Origin of the sequence: Sinomonas atrocyanea, from assembly GCF_030812675.1 — a bacterium.
GTDB lineage: Bacteria > Actinomycetota > Actinomycetes > Actinomycetales > Micrococcaceae > Sinomonas > Sinomonas atrocyanea_B.
Map to the genome: position 1 here is coordinate 168,993 of NZ_JAUSTE010000004.1, position 14,793 is coordinate 183,785.

16 protein-coding genes are annotated in these 14,793 nt (G+C 73.5%); 6 read left to right on the forward strand and 10 right to left on the reverse strand.

The window, feature by feature from the left end; genetic code table 11:
- Nucleotides 1-74: 74 nt before the first annotated feature.
- Both J2W20_RS08345 and J2W20_RS08350 read right to left on the reverse strand, forming a co-directional pair.
- The gene (locus J2W20_RS08345) at nt 75-1,373 is read right to left on the reverse strand and encodes a type II toxin-antitoxin system HipA family toxin (RefSeq protein WP_307006031.1); all 1,299 of its coding nucleotides are present in this window, start codon (nt 1,371-1,373) and stop codon (nt 75-77) included.
- Entirely contained in the window at nt 1,370-1,588 is a 219-nt protein-coding gene (locus J2W20_RS08350; protein ID WP_307006032.1) for a type II toxin-antitoxin system Y4mF family antitoxin, read from the reverse strand. The genes J2W20_RS08345 and J2W20_RS08350 overlap by 4 nt, the downstream gene beginning before the upstream one ends.
- Before the next feature lie 223 nt (nt 1,589-1,811).
- On the opposite strand from J2W20_RS08350, the gene J2W20_RS08355 reads away from it, so the two are divergent.
- The 5 genes from J2W20_RS08355 (at nt 1,812) to J2W20_RS08375 (ending at nt 5,675) form a co-directional block, all read left to right on the forward strand.
- Nucleotides 1,812-2,555: a phosphatase PAP2 family protein gene (locus tag J2W20_RS08355; protein ID WP_307006033.1), complete on the forward strand. Its 744-nt coding sequence runs from the start codon at nt 1,812-1,814 to the stop codon at nt 2,553-2,555.
- 7 nt (nt 2,556-2,562) lie between these two features.
- Nucleotides 2,563-3,192: a VTT domain-containing protein gene (locus tag J2W20_RS08360; protein WP_307006034.1), complete on the forward strand. Its 630-nt coding sequence runs from the start codon at nt 2,563-2,565 to the stop codon at nt 3,190-3,192.
- A gap of 56 nt (nt 3,193-3,248) precedes the next feature.
- Nucleotides 3,249-3,917, forward strand: coding sequence for a response regulator transcription factor (locus J2W20_RS08365; protein ID WP_307006035.1), 669 nt, complete (start codon nt 3,249-3,251; stop codon nt 3,915-3,917).
- Nucleotides 3,914-4,957: a sensor histidine kinase gene (locus J2W20_RS08370; RefSeq protein ID WP_307006036.1), complete on the forward strand. Its 1,044-nt coding sequence runs from the start codon at nt 3,914-3,916 to the stop codon at nt 4,955-4,957. The genes J2W20_RS08365 and J2W20_RS08370 overlap by 4 nt, the downstream gene beginning before the upstream one ends.
- Nucleotides 4,958-5,036: 79 nt before the next feature.
- On the forward strand, nt 5,037-5,675 hold the full coding sequence (locus J2W20_RS08375) for a VOC family protein (RefSeq protein ID WP_307006133.1): 639 nt from the start codon (nt 5,037-5,039) through the stop codon (nt 5,673-5,675).
- A 95-nt stretch (nt 5,676-5,770) separates the two neighbouring features.
- Here J2W20_RS08375 and J2W20_RS08380 read toward each other — a convergent pair whose 3' ends face one another.
- The 6 genes from J2W20_RS08380 to tdh form a co-directional block, all read right to left on the reverse strand.
- A complete protein-coding gene (locus tag J2W20_RS08380; protein ID WP_307006037.1) occupies nt 5,771-6,571 on the reverse strand; it encodes a CPBP family intramembrane glutamic endopeptidase in 801 nt (266 codons plus the stop codon).
- Nucleotides 6,572-6,600: 29 nt separating this feature from the next.
- A complete protein-coding gene (locus J2W20_RS08385) occupies nt 6,601-7,845 on the reverse strand; it encodes an amidohydrolase family protein (protein ID WP_307006038.1) in 1,245 nt (414 codons plus the stop codon).
- Nucleotides 7,846-7,855: 10 nt separating this feature from the next.
- Nucleotides 7,856-8,983: an NAD(P)/FAD-dependent oxidoreductase gene (locus J2W20_RS08390; RefSeq protein ID WP_307006039.1), complete on the reverse strand. Its 1,128-nt coding sequence runs from the start codon at nt 8,981-8,983 to the stop codon at nt 7,856-7,858.
- A gap of 124 nt (nt 8,984-9,107) precedes the next feature.
- A complete protein-coding gene (locus J2W20_RS08395; RefSeq protein ID WP_307006040.1) occupies nt 9,108-10,094 on the reverse strand; it encodes an MIP/aquaporin family protein in 987 nt (328 codons plus the stop codon).
- A 161-nt stretch (nt 10,095-10,255) separates the two neighbouring features.
- Nucleotides 10,256-11,476, reverse strand: coding sequence for a glycine C-acetyltransferase (locus J2W20_RS08400; RefSeq protein WP_307006134.1), 1,221 nt, complete (start codon nt 11,474-11,476; stop codon nt 10,256-10,258).
- 41 nt (nt 11,477-11,517) lie between these two features.
- The gene (gene tdh, locus J2W20_RS08405) at nt 11,518-12,564 is read right to left on the reverse strand and encodes an L-threonine 3-dehydrogenase (RefSeq protein ID WP_307006041.1); all 1,047 of its coding nucleotides are present in this window, start codon (nt 12,562-12,564) and stop codon (nt 11,518-11,520) included.
- Between the two features lie 71 nt (nt 12,565-12,635).
- Here tdh and J2W20_RS08410 point away from each other — a divergent pair, with 71 nt between their 5' ends.
- Nucleotides 12,636-13,601 carry a LysR family transcriptional regulator gene (locus J2W20_RS08410; RefSeq protein WP_307006042.1) on the forward strand — a complete coding sequence of 322 codons (966 nt, stop codon included), beginning with the start codon at nt 12,636-12,638 and terminating at the stop codon, nt 13,599-13,601.
- Here the strand turns inward: J2W20_RS08410 and J2W20_RS08415 are convergent.
- Nucleotides 13,543-14,070 carry a hypothetical protein gene (locus tag J2W20_RS08415; RefSeq protein ID WP_307006043.1) on the reverse strand — a complete coding sequence of 176 codons (528 nt, stop codon included), beginning with the start codon at nt 14,068-14,070 and terminating at the stop codon, nt 13,543-13,545. The two genes, J2W20_RS08410 and J2W20_RS08415, sit on opposite strands and share 59 nt — an antisense overlap.
- Nucleotides 14,071-14,157: 87 nt before the next feature.
- Nucleotides 14,158-14,787, reverse strand: a complete 630-nt coding sequence (locus J2W20_RS08420) for a hypothetical protein (protein WP_307006044.1) — start codon at nt 14,785-14,787, stop codon at nt 14,158-14,160.
- Nucleotides 14,788-14,793 lie beyond the last annotated feature (6 nt).

The following is a 14,793-nucleotide window of genomic DNA, read 5'->3' on the forward strand; positions in this document are numbered from 1 at the left end:
CACGAGTGTAGGGGCGGCCGCGAGGGGCCCCGAAGACTGTGACCGTCTGTGACTTGGCACCCTCGGGCGCCCCTTCAGCCCTCCATGAGGCGGCGCCGGTGCCTCAGCTCCCTCACCCAGGCCCGGGTGGCGGCCGGCGCGAAGGGCGAGGGGCCGCCGTCGGCCGCCTCGAGGTCCGGCAGGAGCGGCCCCGCGGCCCGCAGCGCCGCCGCGAGGACCCCCTCCGCTGCCCTGGCGGGGAGCCCGAGCTCGCCCGCCCACGCGAGGAAGTGCCGCCGGGAGATCCCGGTGCGCTTGCCTCCCAGCGGCAGGGCCAGCGACTTGTCGCCGTACGGGACGGTCGAGGGGATGTCGTAGACCGGCGCGACCGCCCACTCCCCCGGCACAGCGAGCCCGCGGACCACCGAGACATTCTTGGCGTGCAGGTCGCCGTTGCCGGTGAGCCATGCGAAGGCCCCCTGCAGCGCCAGGCTCCGCAGGGCCGGCAGGGGCGCCGCGCAGTGGGCGGCGACACCCCGGCACAGCTCCTCGTAGCTCACGTTGTACTTGTCCGCGGGGTACAGGCCGAGCAGCTGCGAGCCGTCCTCGACGGCCAGGCGGAGGACGGCGGTCTCCCGGGCGGCTGTCCCGCCGGTGCCGGGCGTTCGGGCGGGCCGGTCGAAGCGCTCGACGAGCAGCCCGGCGCGCCCCGCGACGTCGTGCACGAGCCTGACCGGGCTCACCGGGATCCGCAGCCTGGCCGCGTACCGGTACATGAGGTGCTCGTTCTCGACCACATGCGGGAATTCCGGGGCGTTGAGCTTGAGGATGTAGCTCCGGCCGGACTGGGCCGCGGGCACGGAGATCATCCCGGCGCTCACCTTGTCCTGCACCCCGGCGAGCGCCTTCGGGTCCACGAGGTTCGGATCGTCCAGGAGCCTGGCGAAGTCCGGGGTGCGGCGGGGATCCAGGACTACCGCCTGCTCCTCCGGGGCGCCCCGGGCGCCGTCCCGCACCCCTGTCCCGCCGCCGGGCTCCCCTGCCGCGCCCGCGCCGGGGAGCGGCTCGCCGTGGGGGACGATCTGCACGTCGCCCACGGGGTCCGAGCCGGCGGCCATGAGGAGCCCGAGCTCGTCGTCGGCGCTGGTCTTGACGGCCCGGCGGAGCGAGGCGAGCCGCCGGCCCTCCGGCAGGAGGCCGGTGAAGAACGGCGGGACGGCCCCCGCTCCGGTCACGACCGGGCGGCCCGTGAGCGGGAGGGTGCTGGCGACGGGCTCGCCGCCGGAGGAGACGTAGGCGGGCAGGTAGGCGAAGCGGGTCCCCCCGTCGAACCGCTCGAGGCGGGCGGCGAGGACCCCGGCCTTGTACACGTCGGCGATCCGGTGCCGGGTCATGGGGACTCCCCCCTGCCGGCCAGGCGCAGCTCGAGCCCGAGCGCGTCGAGGAGCGCTTCGAGGGCGTCGAGCTGGACGCTCGCCTTGGCCTGCTCGACGAACCGGACGAACCGCTCGCTCACCCCGGCGAGCTCGGCGAGGTCCTGCTGTGTCAGTCCGAGCGCCCGACGGCGGGCCCGAACCTCGTCGGCGACCGCCCTGCTGAGCCTGCCCACACGCCTCCCCCGCTTCCCCGCCGCGGACCGCGGGTCCGGCGCCGGCATCCCGGACGCAGCACCTCACCGGCACGAACGTTCCGCTCACCAGCTTGCGCGGCCGGATCGTGTGAGTCAAGCCACAGTGCGGTCGCCAAACCGGCACGATCGTGCCGCTGGCGGTCCGCGGAGGTGCCGATGGTTCTTAGAGCGGTCTTAGACGGCCGGCCGGATGATGGGGTCCATGACGACCTCCCACGACGCGTCGCCCCGGCCTCGGGCCTGGGCCGACCTCCCCGCGCGCAGCCGGCTCCTCCACCTGCCCACGCTCAAGCACTGGATCCTCGTCCCCGTGCTGATGAGCGTCGTGGTGCTGGCCCTCGGCTTCGCCGCGACCACGAGCGCGTACACGAACGCCGAGTTCAACGTGGACGCGTGGATGAGCCTGCACCACGTGTCGTGGATGAACACCGTCGCGCTGGCACTCGAGCAGATCCTCGGCCCCAAGGGCGCGATCGTGATCCTCGTCGTGGTGCTCGCGGTCCTGTGGTTCGTGCGGCGCACCCCGGTGGACGCGATCGCTGTCGTCGGCATCACCGGCTTCGGCTGGGTCTACAGCCTGATCTTCAAGTACGCCGTCCACCGCCAGCGTCCCGACCAGGGCCTGCTCGCGCACCCCATCTCCGACGCCATGGACCCCAACAGCTTCCCGAGCGGCCACGTCTGCTTCGCGGTCTCGCTCACGATCGCGCTGTACTTCCTGCTCCGCCACACGCGCTGGGGCGTCTGGGTCCTGGCCATCGGCTTCGCGGCCTCGGTCTTCGTTGCGTGGACCCGTGTGTACGTGGGTATGCACTACCCGATGGACGTCCTCGTCTCCTTCCCCGCCTCGATCGCCGGGATCTTCCTCTTCGCGGGCCTGTGGAACCGCCTCGTGCCGCCGGTGCTGGCCAGGCTGCCCTTCGTCACCCGACCCGAAAGCCGCTGATACCGCCATGCTCGATCCCACTGCACTCCTGACCGCAGCCGGCCCCTGGGTGCTCGGCGTCATCGCCCTCATGGTCTTCATCGAGTCCGGGCTCCTCTTCCCCTTCCTACCCGGGGACTCCCTGCTGTTCACCGTGGGCCTGCTGCACGTCCAGCTCGGGCTGAGCCTCCCGCTGCTCATCCTCGTGGTGGCGGCCGCGGCCGTCGCGGGCGACCAGGCCGGCTACCTGCTCGGCCGGTTCGTGGGCAAGCGCTGGTTCCGCGCCGACGCGCGCGTGCTCAAGCTCTCCTACCTCGACAGCGCCGAGGAGTTCTTCGGCCGGTACGGCGGCCGCGCCCTCGTGCTCGCCCGGTTCGTGCCGATCGTGCGCACCTACGTCCCGCTCGCGGCAGGCATGGCCCATTACCCCTACCGCCGCTTCATCGGCTGGAACGTGCTCGGCGGCGTCGCCTGGTCGGTGGCGATCACGCTGCTGGGCGTGTGGCTCGGCCACGTCGAGTTCATTGCGAAGAACATCGACATCCTCTCCGTGCTGATCGTCGCCGCCTCGGTCATCCCCATAGGCCTCGAGATCTGGCGCCGCCGCCGCAAGGCCGCCCAGCCCGAGCCGGAGCCCGTGGGCGTCGAGCAGGACTGAGCCCGGGCCTGCGCGCACCCAGGCGTCCGGAGGCCGCGCTTGGCACAATGTCAGCCATGACTGCCACGCCCCGCGTCCTGCTCGTCGAGGACGACCCCCAGCTCGGCCCGCTCATGGCGGAGCTGCTCGGTGACGACTTCGAGGTGGTCCTCGCCCCGGACGGGCGGGAGGGCCTCCGGCTGGCGCTCGGAGGCGACTGGGATGCCCTCGTGGTGGACCGCGGCCTCCCCCTGGTGGACGGCGTCTCGCTCGTGAAGTCGATCCGCGCCCGGGGGCTCGCCGTGCCGGTCCTCATCCTGACGGCCCTCGGCAGCGTCCCGGACAGGGTCGAGGGCCTCGACGCCGGCGCCAACGACTATCTGGTCAAGCCCTTCGACTCCGACGAGCTGGCCGCGAGGCTCCGCGCGCTCACGAGGACCTACGGCCCGCCCGCCCCGGCGCTGCTGCCCGTCGGGTCCTGGGACCTCGACCCGGCGGCGCGCGTGCTGACCTCGCCGTACGGGCACCGCGTCGAGCTCTCGGCCGCCGAGTCGTCGCTGCTGGCGCGGCTTGCGGCGGAGCCTGACCGGGTGCACTCGCGGGCCGAGCTCCTCGCGTCCGTGTTCGACGCCGGCGACACGCCCGGCGTCGTCGACACCTACGTCCACTACCTCAGGAAGAAGACGGACAGGACCGTGATCAGGACCGTGCACGGCGTCGGCTACCAGCTCGGCGGCCTCGAATGACCGCGCGGCCCGGGCGCGGGCGCCCGAGCTTCCCGCGGCGCCGCCCCGCCAACTCGGACGAGGCCGCCCTGCGGAGGGCCGCGCTGAAGGTGGGGCTGCAGATCGCGGCCGCCGTCGCCGTCGTCGTCGTGCTCCTCCTCGCCGCTGCCGCCGTCTTCATCTGGGTCAAGTCCCAGCCCTCGGAGATCGCCGCGCATGCCGCGCGCCGCGGGCAGCAGATCCTCCTGGACACGGTGGACGTCTTCGGCGCGCTGGTCGCGGGCGGCGTGTTCGGGATTGTGCTCGCCGGCGTGGTCGGCGCGCTCGTGGCGCGGCAGGCGGTCAGGCCGCTGGGCGAGTCGCTCGCCCTCCAGCGCAGCTTCGTCCAGGACGCGAGCCACGAGCTGCGTACGCCGCTGACGGTCCTGAACACCCGCATCCAGCTCGCGCAGCGGCGCCTGGGACCGGACAGCGAGGCGGCCGGAGTCCTCGCCGAGCTGCGCACCGACTCCGCCAAGCTCGCCGCCGTCATCGAGGACCTCCTCCACAGCGTCTCCGGCGGACCGGACATCCCGGAGACGCCGACGGACCTCGCCGGGCTCGCCCGGGATGTCGTGGCGGACGTCGCGGTGCTCGCCGGCGAGCGGGGCATTGCCGTCGCCGCGGACACGCCCGGCGGCGCGGTCCCGGTCGCCGTCGCCCCGGCCCCGCTGCGGCGCGTGATCGTGGCGCTCGCGGACAACGCGGTCAAGTACACGCCCGACGGCGGCCGGGTCACCGTCGGCGTGCGGGTCTCCGACGGCGGCCGGCCCCCGGGCCAGGGCACCGCGGCGCTGCTCACCGTCGCGGACACGGGGCCGGGGATCGCCGGGCCGGCGCCCGAGCGGGTCTTCGACCGCTATGCGGGCGGCGGGACCGCGTCACCGGCCGGCCGGCGGAGCTTCGGGATCGGCCTGGCCCTCGTCCGGGACATCGCCGTGCGCAACGGCGGATCGGTCCGGATCGCGCAGACGGGCGCGGCCGGGACGACCATGGAGGTCTCGCTGCCGCTGGCGCGCTGACGGCGCTGCCTCCGCGTCCCGTCTCAACTAAGGCAACCCTAAGCTGAGGCGCCCATCACAAAGTGGCACCATGACTTCCATGCGTATGGACCACGTATCTTATGCCTGCGAAGCCGACGGCCTTCTGGCCACGACGGAGCGAATCGCCAACGCGCTCGGGGTCGAGGCAGTCAAGGGCGGGGTCCACCCGCGCTTCGGAACCCGCAACATGATCATCCCGCTCACGGACCACCACTACCTCGAGGTCGTCGAGGTCCTGGACCACCCGGCCTCGGGCAAGGCGCCCTTCGGCCAGGCGGTCCGCGCCCGCAGCGCCGCGGGCGGCGGGTGGATGGGTTGGTGCGTCGAGGTCGACGACCTCGCCCCCTTCGAGCAGCGCCTCGGCCGCCAGGCCGTCCCCGGCAACCGCAAGTTCCCGGACGGCCGGGAGCTCGTCTGGAAGCAGATCGGCATCCTCGGGCTCATCGCCGACCCGCAGGTGCCGTACATGCTCAAGTGGGAGGGGGACCCCTCGCTGCACCCGTCGAACGCCTACCCCGGGACCGTGCGGATGAGCCGGCTCACGATCGCCGGCTCGGCCGAGCGCGTCACGGAGTGGCTCGGCGAGCCCGTCGAGCGGCCGCTCGAGGACGTCGCGGTCGAATGGGTCTCGCCGAAGGGCACCCCCGGCATCATGTCCGTGACGTTCGAGACGGCCGACGGCGCCGTCACGATCTGACACGACCGCGCCGTCGACCGCCAGGGACCCCGCAACATGCCGCCAGAGACCCCGCAACGCTGTGGGGTCTCTGGCGCGCTGTTGCGGGGTCCCTCCTAGCCCAGGCCCATGGCCTTCCCGACGAGGCTGAAGCCGACGAACGCCGTGATGTCGAGCAGGGCGTGGGCGATCACGAGCGGCATGACCCGCCCGTACCTGCGGTAGACGAGGGCGAACACGACCCCCATCACGGCGTTGCCGAAGAACGGCCCGATCCCCTGGTACAGGTGGTAGCTGCCCCGCAGCAGCGAGCTCGCGGCGATCGCCGCTGGAGCCCGCCACCCGAGCCGGCGCAGCCAGCCGAGCATGAACCCGACCACGATGACCTCCTCGAGCACCGCGTGGCGCATCGCGGAGAGGACCAGCACGGGCACGGTCCACCAGTGCGCGTCGAGGCCGCTGGGGATGATGGCCGTCGTGACCCCGAGCGCGCGTCCGGCCCAGTAGAGCCCGAGCGAGGGGATCCCGATCGCGAGGAACAGGCCCAGGCCCCACAGCCAGTCGCGGCCGGGGCGGCCGAGATCGAACCCGAGGCGGCGGAACGGAGCGCTCCACGGCAGCGCCGCGGGGCCGCGCCGGGCCGCGGCGTCCCACACGAAGTACAGCACGAGCGCGACCGGGACGAGCGAGAACACGATGTCCAGCAGCTGGTAGGCGAGGTCGAAGTACTCCCGCGAGCTGAGCGAGCGGTTGAGGGTGCTCGTGCCCTGCGACAGCGGCGCCCGGGTGGCCTTGTCGAGCAGCTGGACCACGGAGTAGACCGCTGACTGCCCGAGGGAGAGCCCGAGGACGATCGCCAGCTGGGCGCGCCAGCGGGCGCGGGAGGCAGGACGGACGACGGCGCGTGCTTGCGGCATGGACCTATCTTGCCCGCTCGCGGGCCGGCTCAGCGCATCCGCTGCCCCGCCCGCCAGACGGCATGGGTGAGCGGCATCCCCGGCCGGTACGCGAGGTGGGTGGCGCTGGGCGCGTCGAGGAGGTGGAGGTCGGCGCGGTGGCCGACGGCGATCGAACCCACCGCGCGCTGCCCGTCGGTGTCGGCCCCGATGTGCCGGCGCAGCGCGAGCGCGCCGCCGAAGGTCGCGGCGCGCACGGCCTCCTGGACCGTCAGGCCCATCTGCAGCACGGCGGTCGTGACGCAGAAGGAGACCGAGCTCGTGTAGCTCGTGCCGGGATTGCAGTTGGAGGCGATCGCGACCTGCACGCCGGCATCGAGCAGGCGGCGGGCCGGTGCGAGGGGGGCGCGGGTCGAGAGGTCGCACGCAGGCAGGACGGTCGCGACCGTCCCCGCGGGGTCGCCGGCCGCGCCGCCGTCGGCCCAGCCGGCCCAGCTGCCCGCGAGCGCGGCGACGTCCGCCTCGTCGAGGAAGTTCACGTGGTCCACGCTGGCGGCCCCGAACTCGACCGCGAGCCGGACGCCGGGGCCGGGGCCGAGCTGGTTGCCGTGCACGCGCAGGCCGAGCCCGGCGTCCCGGCAGGCCGTGAGGACGCGGCGGGACTGCTCCTCGGTGAACGCGCCCGTCTCGCAGAACACGTCGGCCCACCGCACGTGCGGGCGCACGGCCTCAAGCATGGCCCCGCACACGAGGTCGGTGTACGCCTCGGGGTCGGCACCGGCAGGCACGAGGTGGGCGCCGAGGTACGTGACCTCGTCGGCGGCCTCGGCGGCGAGGGCGGCGCTGCGCGCCTCGTGCCCGACCTCGAGGCCGTAGCCGGTCTTCGTCTCCAGATAGGTGGTCCCCCCGGCCACCGCCTCGGCGACGCGGCCCGCGAGGAGGCGGCGGAGCTCGCCGTCGGACGCGGCGCGCGTGGCGGCGGTCGTCACGCCGATGCCGCCGGCGGCGTATGCCTGCCCGGCCATGCGCGCCTCGAACTCGGCGGTGCGGTCGCCGGCGAACACCAGGTGCGAGTGGGAGTCCACCCAACCGGGCAGGACGGCGCGGCCCTGCGCGTCGTAGCGCTCGTCCGCGGCCGGGGCGTCCGCCGAGCGGCCCACCCAGGCGATCCGCTCGCCCTCGAGGACGACGGCGGCGTCCCGCAGCACGCCGGCCCCCTCGCCGGAGGCGGGGCTCGCCTCGCCGGTGAGGTGCTGGGTGGACAGCTCGCCGATGGCGTCGATGAGGAGACTCATGCCTCCATCTTCAGCTGCGCACGGACAGGCGGTGCGGATCCAGGGCCCGCTGTGTCTCGGATACCGGACTCGCGCCCGCGCGGAGGGCGTCGGGACCGGCCAGGAGCTGGGCGGCGGCGGCCTCCGCCAGTGCCGTCGACGTCTGGAAGCCGTAGCCGCCCTGCCCGGCCAGCCAGAAGAAGCCCGGGCCCTCGGGGTCGAAGCCCAGGACGGGCAAGCCGTCCCGAGGCGAGGTCCGCAGGCCCGTCCAGGCCCGCACGATCCCGGTGACCTCGAGGTCGGCGACCGTGCGGATGAGGGCCACGGTGGCCTCGATGTCCCCGGGCCGCGGGACGGCGTCCTCGGCGCGCGAGGGCTCGGACTCCGAGGGCGAGACGAGGGCGCCGGCCGGGTCCGGCCTGAAGTACCAGGTGTCGTCCGCCGCGGCGACCATGGGGGTCTCGGGTCCCAGCGGGGCGGCGAGGGAGACGAGGGCCGCGGTGCGGCGGTAGGGCTGCAGGCCGAGCCGTTCGACGCCGAACAGGATCGCCACGTCGTCAGCCCACGCGCCGGCGGCGTTGACCACGTTGGCAGCGTGGAAGCCCTCGGCGCCGGCGCCCACGAGCCACCCCTCGCCCACGCGCTGCGCGCTGTGGACCGGGGCGCCGACGTGGAGCCCGACGCCGCCGTCCCGGGCCCGCTCCTCGTGGAAGGCGAGCAGGGCCGCGGCGTCGACGCGGACGGAGTCGGTGTCGAGGGCGGCGGCCTCGAAGGCCCCCGGCCGCAGCGCGGGGACGAGCCGCGTGGCCTCCTCGTGGCTGAGCGCCCGCATCCCCTCGTGCGCTTCGGACTCCACGTCCGCGCGGCTTCCCACGAGCATGAAGCTGCTCGGCCACACGAGCCGGCGGCCCGCGCCGTCGGCGGCGTCGGCGAGCACCTCGAGCGTGCGGCGGGTCAGCTCCTGCACGGGCGGGGGGCCGTAGCTGGGGATGAGCTGCTGCGCGGACCGGGAGGAGGTGTGGTAGGCGAGCGAGGGCTCGGCCTCGACCAGGGCCACCCGGCACCTGCCGGCGAGCTCCGAGGCGAGCGAGAGGCCGGCGATCCCGCCCCCCACGATGAGGACGTCGACATCCTGGGCGCTGTTGGTGGTGGCCGTCATGGCCTCACTGTAGCCCGCGACCGCCACGGCCCACAGGGGGCCGAAGGGCCCGGGGCACCGCGTCGGATGCCCCGGCCGGGCCGCCTCTCGGCGGCCCGGCCGGTGCGCCCGGCGGCGTCCCGGCTCAGCCGGCGGCCTCGCTTCCGGCGCGCCCGGGCTCGGGCTGTCCGGGTTCCCGCGTGCGCCCCGGCTCGGGCGCGGGCTTGGCGAGCCGGTCGCGGGCGTGCAGCACATCGCCGATGAACCAGTCGTAGACGAGCACCCCGATCACGCCGCCGATCAGCGGACCCACGATCGGCACCCAGAAGTACCAGCTGAAGGCCCCGTCCACGGTTCCCGGCATCGCGACCTGCCCCCACCCTCCGAGCCACGCCAGCAGGCGCGGGCCGAGGTCACGGGCGGGGTTGATGGCGTACCCGGCGTTGGCGCCGAAGGACATGCCGATGGCCGCCACCGCGAAGCCGACCATGAGCGGGCCGAGGTTGGCCTGCACGGCGGTGTTCCGCAGGTCGATGATCGCCACCACGAGCATGACGAGGAACATGGTGCCGATGATCTGGTCGACCAGCGGGCCGATCGGATTGCCGTTGTAGAAGGGCGCGGGGAAGGTCGCGAAGATCGAGAACGTCGCATTGCTCTTGGGGTCCCCGCGCCCCACCCCGACGGCCTTGTTGTAGGCGTCGATCGCCGGGAAGTAGTTCAGCAGCACGAGGGCCGCGCCGACGAAGGCGCCCGCCACCTGCGCGACCATGTACGGCCCGACCTTGGACCACGGGAACTTCCGGCGCACGGCGAACGCGAGCGTCACGGCCGGGTTGATGTGCGCGCCGCTGACGCCGCCCGCCACGTACACGGCCATGGTGACCGCGAGCGCCCATCCCCACGTGATGAGCAGCCAGTCGCCGCTCGCGAGGAAGATCGTCGTGGGGGTCTGCGCGCGGCCCGATCCCGGGAGCGCCGCGACGGCCATCGCGACGACGCCGTCGCCGAACGCGATGAGCACGAAGGTCCCGAGGAATTCTGCGAGGAGCTCGCCCCAGAGCCCGCCCACATTCTTGAGGCCCGAGCCTCCCGTGCGCACGCTGCTCCTGATGGGCGTCACATCGCTCATGACATGCCTCCTGGTTGCCCGGCGGCCACGGACCTGGCCGCCGCGCGGCGCGGAGGGCGGCAGGGTCGTCGCTCGCCGTGCCGCGCACATTCCACGGTAGGAGCGCTCCCGAGGCGCCGGACAGGGCCGAGCGTCCCTCCGACTGTGTGATATGCATCACACTAGGGGCGGCCGCCGACCGCCTCTCGCGCGGCGACGAACGCGCGGACGGCGGTCTCGACGTCCTCCGCGGTATGGGCCGCCGAGAGCTGCACCCGGATGCGGGCGAGCCCCTTCGGAACCACCGGATACGAGAAGGCCGTGACGTACACCCCGTGGGCGAGCATCTCCGCCGCGATCCGGCCGGCGAGGGCCGCGTCGCCGAACATGACCGGCACGATCGCGTGCTCGCCGTCCAGCAGCTCGAAGCCCTCCTCCCCCATGCGGCGGCGGAACAGGGCGGCATTGTCGAAGAGCTGCCCGCGCAGTCCATCGGAGCCGGCCACGAGGTCCAGCGCCGTGAGCGTGGCGGCCACGATCATGGGCGCCACGGAATTGGAGAACAGGTAGGGCCGGGCCTTCTGCCGAAGGGTCGCGACGATCTCGGCCCGGCCGGAGACGTACCCGCCGGAGGCGCCGCCGAGGGCCTTGCCGAACGTGCCGGTGTAGATGTCCACGCGGTCGGAGACGCCCGCGTGCTCGGGGGTGCCCGCGCCGGTGGCGCCCATGAAGCCGACGGCGTGCGAGTCGTCCACCATGACCATCGCGCCGTACTCCTCGGCAAGGTCGCAGATCTCGCGCAGCGGCGCGAGGTAGCCGTCCATCGAGAAGACGCCGTCGGTGACGATGAGCACCCGCCGCGCCCCGCCGCCGTCGTTCATCGCCTTCGCCTCCTGCAGGCGCGCCTCGAGCTCGCCCATGTCCCGGTTGGCGTACCGGAGGCGGGCCGCCTTGCACAGGCGGATGCCGTCGATGATCGAGGCGTGGTTGAGGGCGTCCGAGATGACGGCGTCCTCGGCCCCGAGGAGAGCCTCGAACACGCCGCCGTTGGCGTCGAAGCAGCTGGAGAAGAGGATCGTGTCCTCGGTGCCGAGGAACTCGGAGACGCGCCGCTCGAGCGCCAGGTGCGCGTCCTGGGTGCCGCAGATGAAGCGCACGGAGGCCATGCCGAACCCGCGCTCGTCGAGGGCCCTCTTGGCGGCGTCGATGAGGTCGGGGTGGTCGGCCAGGCCGAGGTAGTTGTTGGCGCAGAAGTTGAGCACCTCCCCCGCCGGCCTGTCCAGCGGGCCGGCGAGGATGTGCGCCGACTGCGGGGAGTCGATGTGCCGCTCCTCCTTGAACGTCCCGGCCGCCCGGATCTCCTCGAGCTCCGCGGCGAGCTGGTCCCTGACACCTGTGAACATCGTCTTCCTCTCCTCGTCCTGCTTCATCGGGCCCGGGCCCCTCAGACGCCCTGCCAGTCCAGCACCACTTTTCCGCCGCTGCCAGACCGGGCGACGGCGAACCCCTCCTCCCAGCGCTCGGCCGGCAGGACGTCGGTCACCACGGCGGCGACGTTCTTCCGGAGCACGGGGTTGGAGGAGAGCATCGCGCTCATCGCGTACCAGGTCTCGAACATCTCGCGGCCGTAGATGCCCTTGAGCGTGAGCATGTGGGTGACCACCTTGGTCCAGTCGAGCTCGGCGGCCTCGGAGGGCAGGCCGAGGAGGGCGATACGGCCGCCGTGGTTCATGTTCTCGATCATCCCGGCCAGGGCGGCGGGGCGCCCGGACATCTCGAAGCCGACGTCGAAGCCCTCGAGCATGCCGAGCTCGCGCTGGGCCTCGCGCACGCTCATGGTCGAGACGTCGATCGCCAGATCGGCGCCCATCTGCCGGGCGAGCTCGAGGCGGCGGGGGGACACGTCCGTGATCGCGATCTTCCGGGCGCCGGCATGCCGGGCCACCGAGATGGCCATGAGTCCGATCGGCCCGGCGCCGGTGATGAGCACGTCCTCGCCGACCACGGGGAAGCTCAGGGCGGTGTGGACGGCGTTGCCGAACGGATCGAAGATCGCGCCGAGCTCGGGGGTGACGGAGGGGTCGTGGTGGACCCAGACGTTCGCCTCGGGGATGACCACGTACTCGGCGAACGCCCCGTCGCGCTGGACGCCGACGCTCACGACGTTGATGCACATCTGCCGACGGCCGGCGCGGCAGTTGCGGCACATGCCGCACACGATGTGGCCCTCGCCGGAGACACGGTCGCCGACCCTGACGACCTGGACGTCCTCGCCGACCTCCACGACCTCGCCGTAGAACTCGTGCCCGGGCACGAGCGGGGCGGTGATCATGGACTGCGCGCTCGCGTCCCACGACTCGATGTGCAGGTCGGTGCCGCAGATCCCGGTGGCGTGGACGCGGATCTTGACGTCCGCCGGGCCTGCCTGCGGCTCGGGGCGCTCGGTGAACTCGAGGCCGGCGCGCGGGCCGGGCTTGTAGAGGGCCTTCATGAGCCCATTCAAGGGCAGCGAACAGCTTAGAACAACAGCAGGTTTCTCAACGGACGGTTTAGGATCGTCTTATGGATGTCCGGCAGCTGCAGATCCTCCGCGAACTCGGGGAGCTCGGGAGCGTCAAGGCAGTGGCCGAGGAGCTCCTGGTCACGCCCTCGGCCGTGTCGCAGCAGCTGGCCCTGCTCACGCGGAGCGCCGGCACCCAGCTGACCCGCAAGGAGGGGCGGAACCTCGTCCTCACCGACGCGGGGAGGGTGCTCGCGGAGGCGGGCGGCGCGGTCGTGCGCGCCATGGCCGAGGCCCGCGCCGCGATCGGCGCGTACCGCGAGGACCCGGCGGGGACGGTGAGCGTGTGCGCGTTCCACTCGGCCGCGCAGGCCCTGTTCGGGCGGCTCACGGCCCGGCTCGCGTCCCGCCCCGAGACGCACGACGGCGCGTCCCCGGCCGCCGCCGTCGGCGCACCGGTGCCGCGGCTGCGGCTCGCAGACGAGGACGTGCCCCAGCACGGGTTCCCCGCCCTGACCGCGCGGTACGACATCGTGCTCGCGCACCGGCTCGCGCACACCGAGTCGTGGCCCGACGACAGGCTCGTGGTCGTCCCGCTCGTGCTGGAGCCGTTCGACGTGGCCCTGCCGGCGGGGCACCCGCTCGCGGCGCGCGAGGAGCTCTCGCCGGAGGACGTGGCCGGCGAGCGGTGGGTCTCGAGCCGGATCGGCTACTCCCCCGCGGACGTGCTCGCTGCCATCGGCGCGGTGGCCAGCGTCTCCCCCGAGGTCGCGCACCGCATCAACGACTACTCGACGGTCGCGGCCGTCGTGGCCGGCGGCGGGGGGCTCGGGCTGCTGCCGCGGTACACCGCCACGATCGGGCTGCCCGCCGGGGTGGTGCTGCGCCCGCTGGCCGGCATCGGCACGCAGCGCAGCATCGACCTCCTGATCCGGCCCGAGAACGCCGGGCGGCGTTCCGTGCAGCGGGTCACGGACGCACTGCGCGCCCTGATGCTCGATCTCGTGGACGAGGCTGCGGCGCGATGAGGACGAGGGCCGGGTAGGTGATGAGCGCGAGGGCGAAGTGCATCAGCACGAGCACGCCGACGCCCGCCGCCGGCTGGCCCTTGAGCAGGATCCAGGCGTCCGGGGCCAGCCCGACCACGGTGACGGCGAGGGCCAGCCACAGGAACGGCTTCCAGGCCCTGGACGAGACCCAGGCCATCGCGGGCCAGGCGAGGCACGCGAGGACCACACCGATGACGGTCAGCTTCGTGTACTCCATGAACTGGAAGTGCTCGTAGCCCGCGAGGTCCGGCATGGCGGAGATCGCCGCCGCCGCGAGCGCGGCGCAGGCGAGCACGGATCCGACGACCGCGACAACGCTGGCGGCGATGAAGCGGCCCACGGCCGGCTGCCTGCTGCCCCGCGGGAAGTCGAGGTCGAGGGCGCGGGCTGCGCGCTGGAGCGCGGGGCTCCGGACGTCGGGGGTTCTGGGGCGCGGCGGCACGGACACGGTGGTTCCTCCTGGTGCGTTCTCGGACGGCACCAGCGTAGGGCGGCGCCTCTAAGGGCGCTCTAAGAACCCCTCGGCCCCGGCCGCTCAGGACTGGGAGACGGACCGGCTCGCCGACGGGCTCGAGGACGGGCTGGGCGACGGCGACTGGCCGCCCTGCGTGCCCGAGTGCCGGTGCAGCCTGCCACCGTGGCCCTGGTTCCCCTGGTTCCCCTGGGCTTGGCCGGTGCGGACGGCGAAGGGACCCTTCACCACGGCGCTGGCCGTGTCGTCGCTGCCACTGCGCTGGGCGCGCACGGCGACCTCGTCGCCGACCTTGAGGTCGCTGGCCTTGAGGGCCCCGCCCTTGGGGTCGGATGCGGAGCGGAACTTCGTGCTGCCATCCAGCACGTAGGAGTGCGTATAGCCGTCCTCGCTCTTGACCGTCAGCCGTGTGTCCGTCGCCTCGGTCACCGTGCCGCGCTGGCCCACGAGGGTCACGAAGGTGCCGTCGGCGCGCTTGACGGTGACCTCGCCGTGGAGGCCGCCGCGGGCCATGAGGCCCTGCCCGTGGCCGCCCCGGTGCGGCGTGGACTGCGGGCCTTGGGACGGGGCCGACGGGGAGGGCGAGGGCGTGGACGCGGCCCAGACCGCGGCGCCGCCGCCGCCCACGAGGGCGACGCCGAGGGCGCCGATGACGAGGGCGCGACGTGTGCGGTGTGAAGCGGTGGAGCTCATGCCTCC

Bases quoted from the DNA above. Each gene is read 5' to 3' on its own strand.
- J2W20_RS08345 (WP_307006031.1), bottom strand. From the start codon at position 1,373: ATGACCCGGCACCGGATCGCCGACGTGTACAAGGCCGGGGTCCTCGCC.
- J2W20_RS08355 (WP_307006033.1), top strand. From the start codon at position 1,812: ATGACGACCTCCCACGACGCGTCGCCCCGGCCTCGGGCCTGGGCCGAC.
- J2W20_RS08360 (WP_307006034.1), top strand. From the start codon at position 2,563: ATGCTCGATCCCACTGCACTCCTGACCGCAGCCGGCCCCTGGGTGCTC.
- J2W20_RS08365 (WP_307006035.1), top strand. From the start codon at position 3,249: ATGACTGCCACGCCCCGCGTCCTGCTCGTCGAGGACGACCCCCAGCTC.
- J2W20_RS08370 (WP_307006036.1), top strand. From the start codon at position 3,914: ATGACCGCGCGGCCCGGGCGCGGGCGCCCGAGCTTCCCGCGGCGCCGC.
- J2W20_RS08375 (WP_307006133.1), top strand. From the start codon at position 5,037: ATGCGTATGGACCACGTATCTTATGCCTGCGAAGCCGACGGCCTTCTG.
- J2W20_RS08380 (WP_307006037.1), bottom strand. From the start codon at position 6,571: ATGCCGCAAGCACGCGCCGTCGTCCGTCCTGCCTCCCGCGCCCGCTGG.
- J2W20_RS08385 (WP_307006038.1), bottom strand. From the start codon at position 7,845: ATGAGTCTCCTCATCGACGCCATCGGCGAGCTGTCCACCCAGCACCTC.
- J2W20_RS08390 (WP_307006039.1), bottom strand. From the start codon at position 8,983: ATGACGGCCACCACCAACAGCGCCCAGGATGTCGACGTCCTCATCGTG.
- J2W20_RS08395 (WP_307006040.1), bottom strand. From the start codon at position 10,094: ATGAGCGATGTGACGCCCATCAGGAGCAGCGTGCGCACGGGAGGCTCG.
- J2W20_RS08400 (WP_307006134.1), bottom strand. From the start codon at position 11,476: ATGTTCACAGGTGTCAGGGACCAGCTCGCCGCGGAGCTCGAGGAGATC.
- tdh (WP_307006041.1), bottom strand. From the start codon at position 12,564: ATGAAGGCCCTCTACAAGCCCGGCCCGCGCGCCGGCCTCGAGTTCACC.
- J2W20_RS08410 (WP_307006042.1), top strand. From the start codon at position 12,636: ATGGATGTCCGGCAGCTGCAGATCCTCCGCGAACTCGGGGAGCTCGGG.
- J2W20_RS08420 (WP_307006044.1), bottom strand. From the start codon at position 14,787: ATGAGCTCCACCGCTTCACACCGCACACGTCGCGCCCTCGTCATCGGC.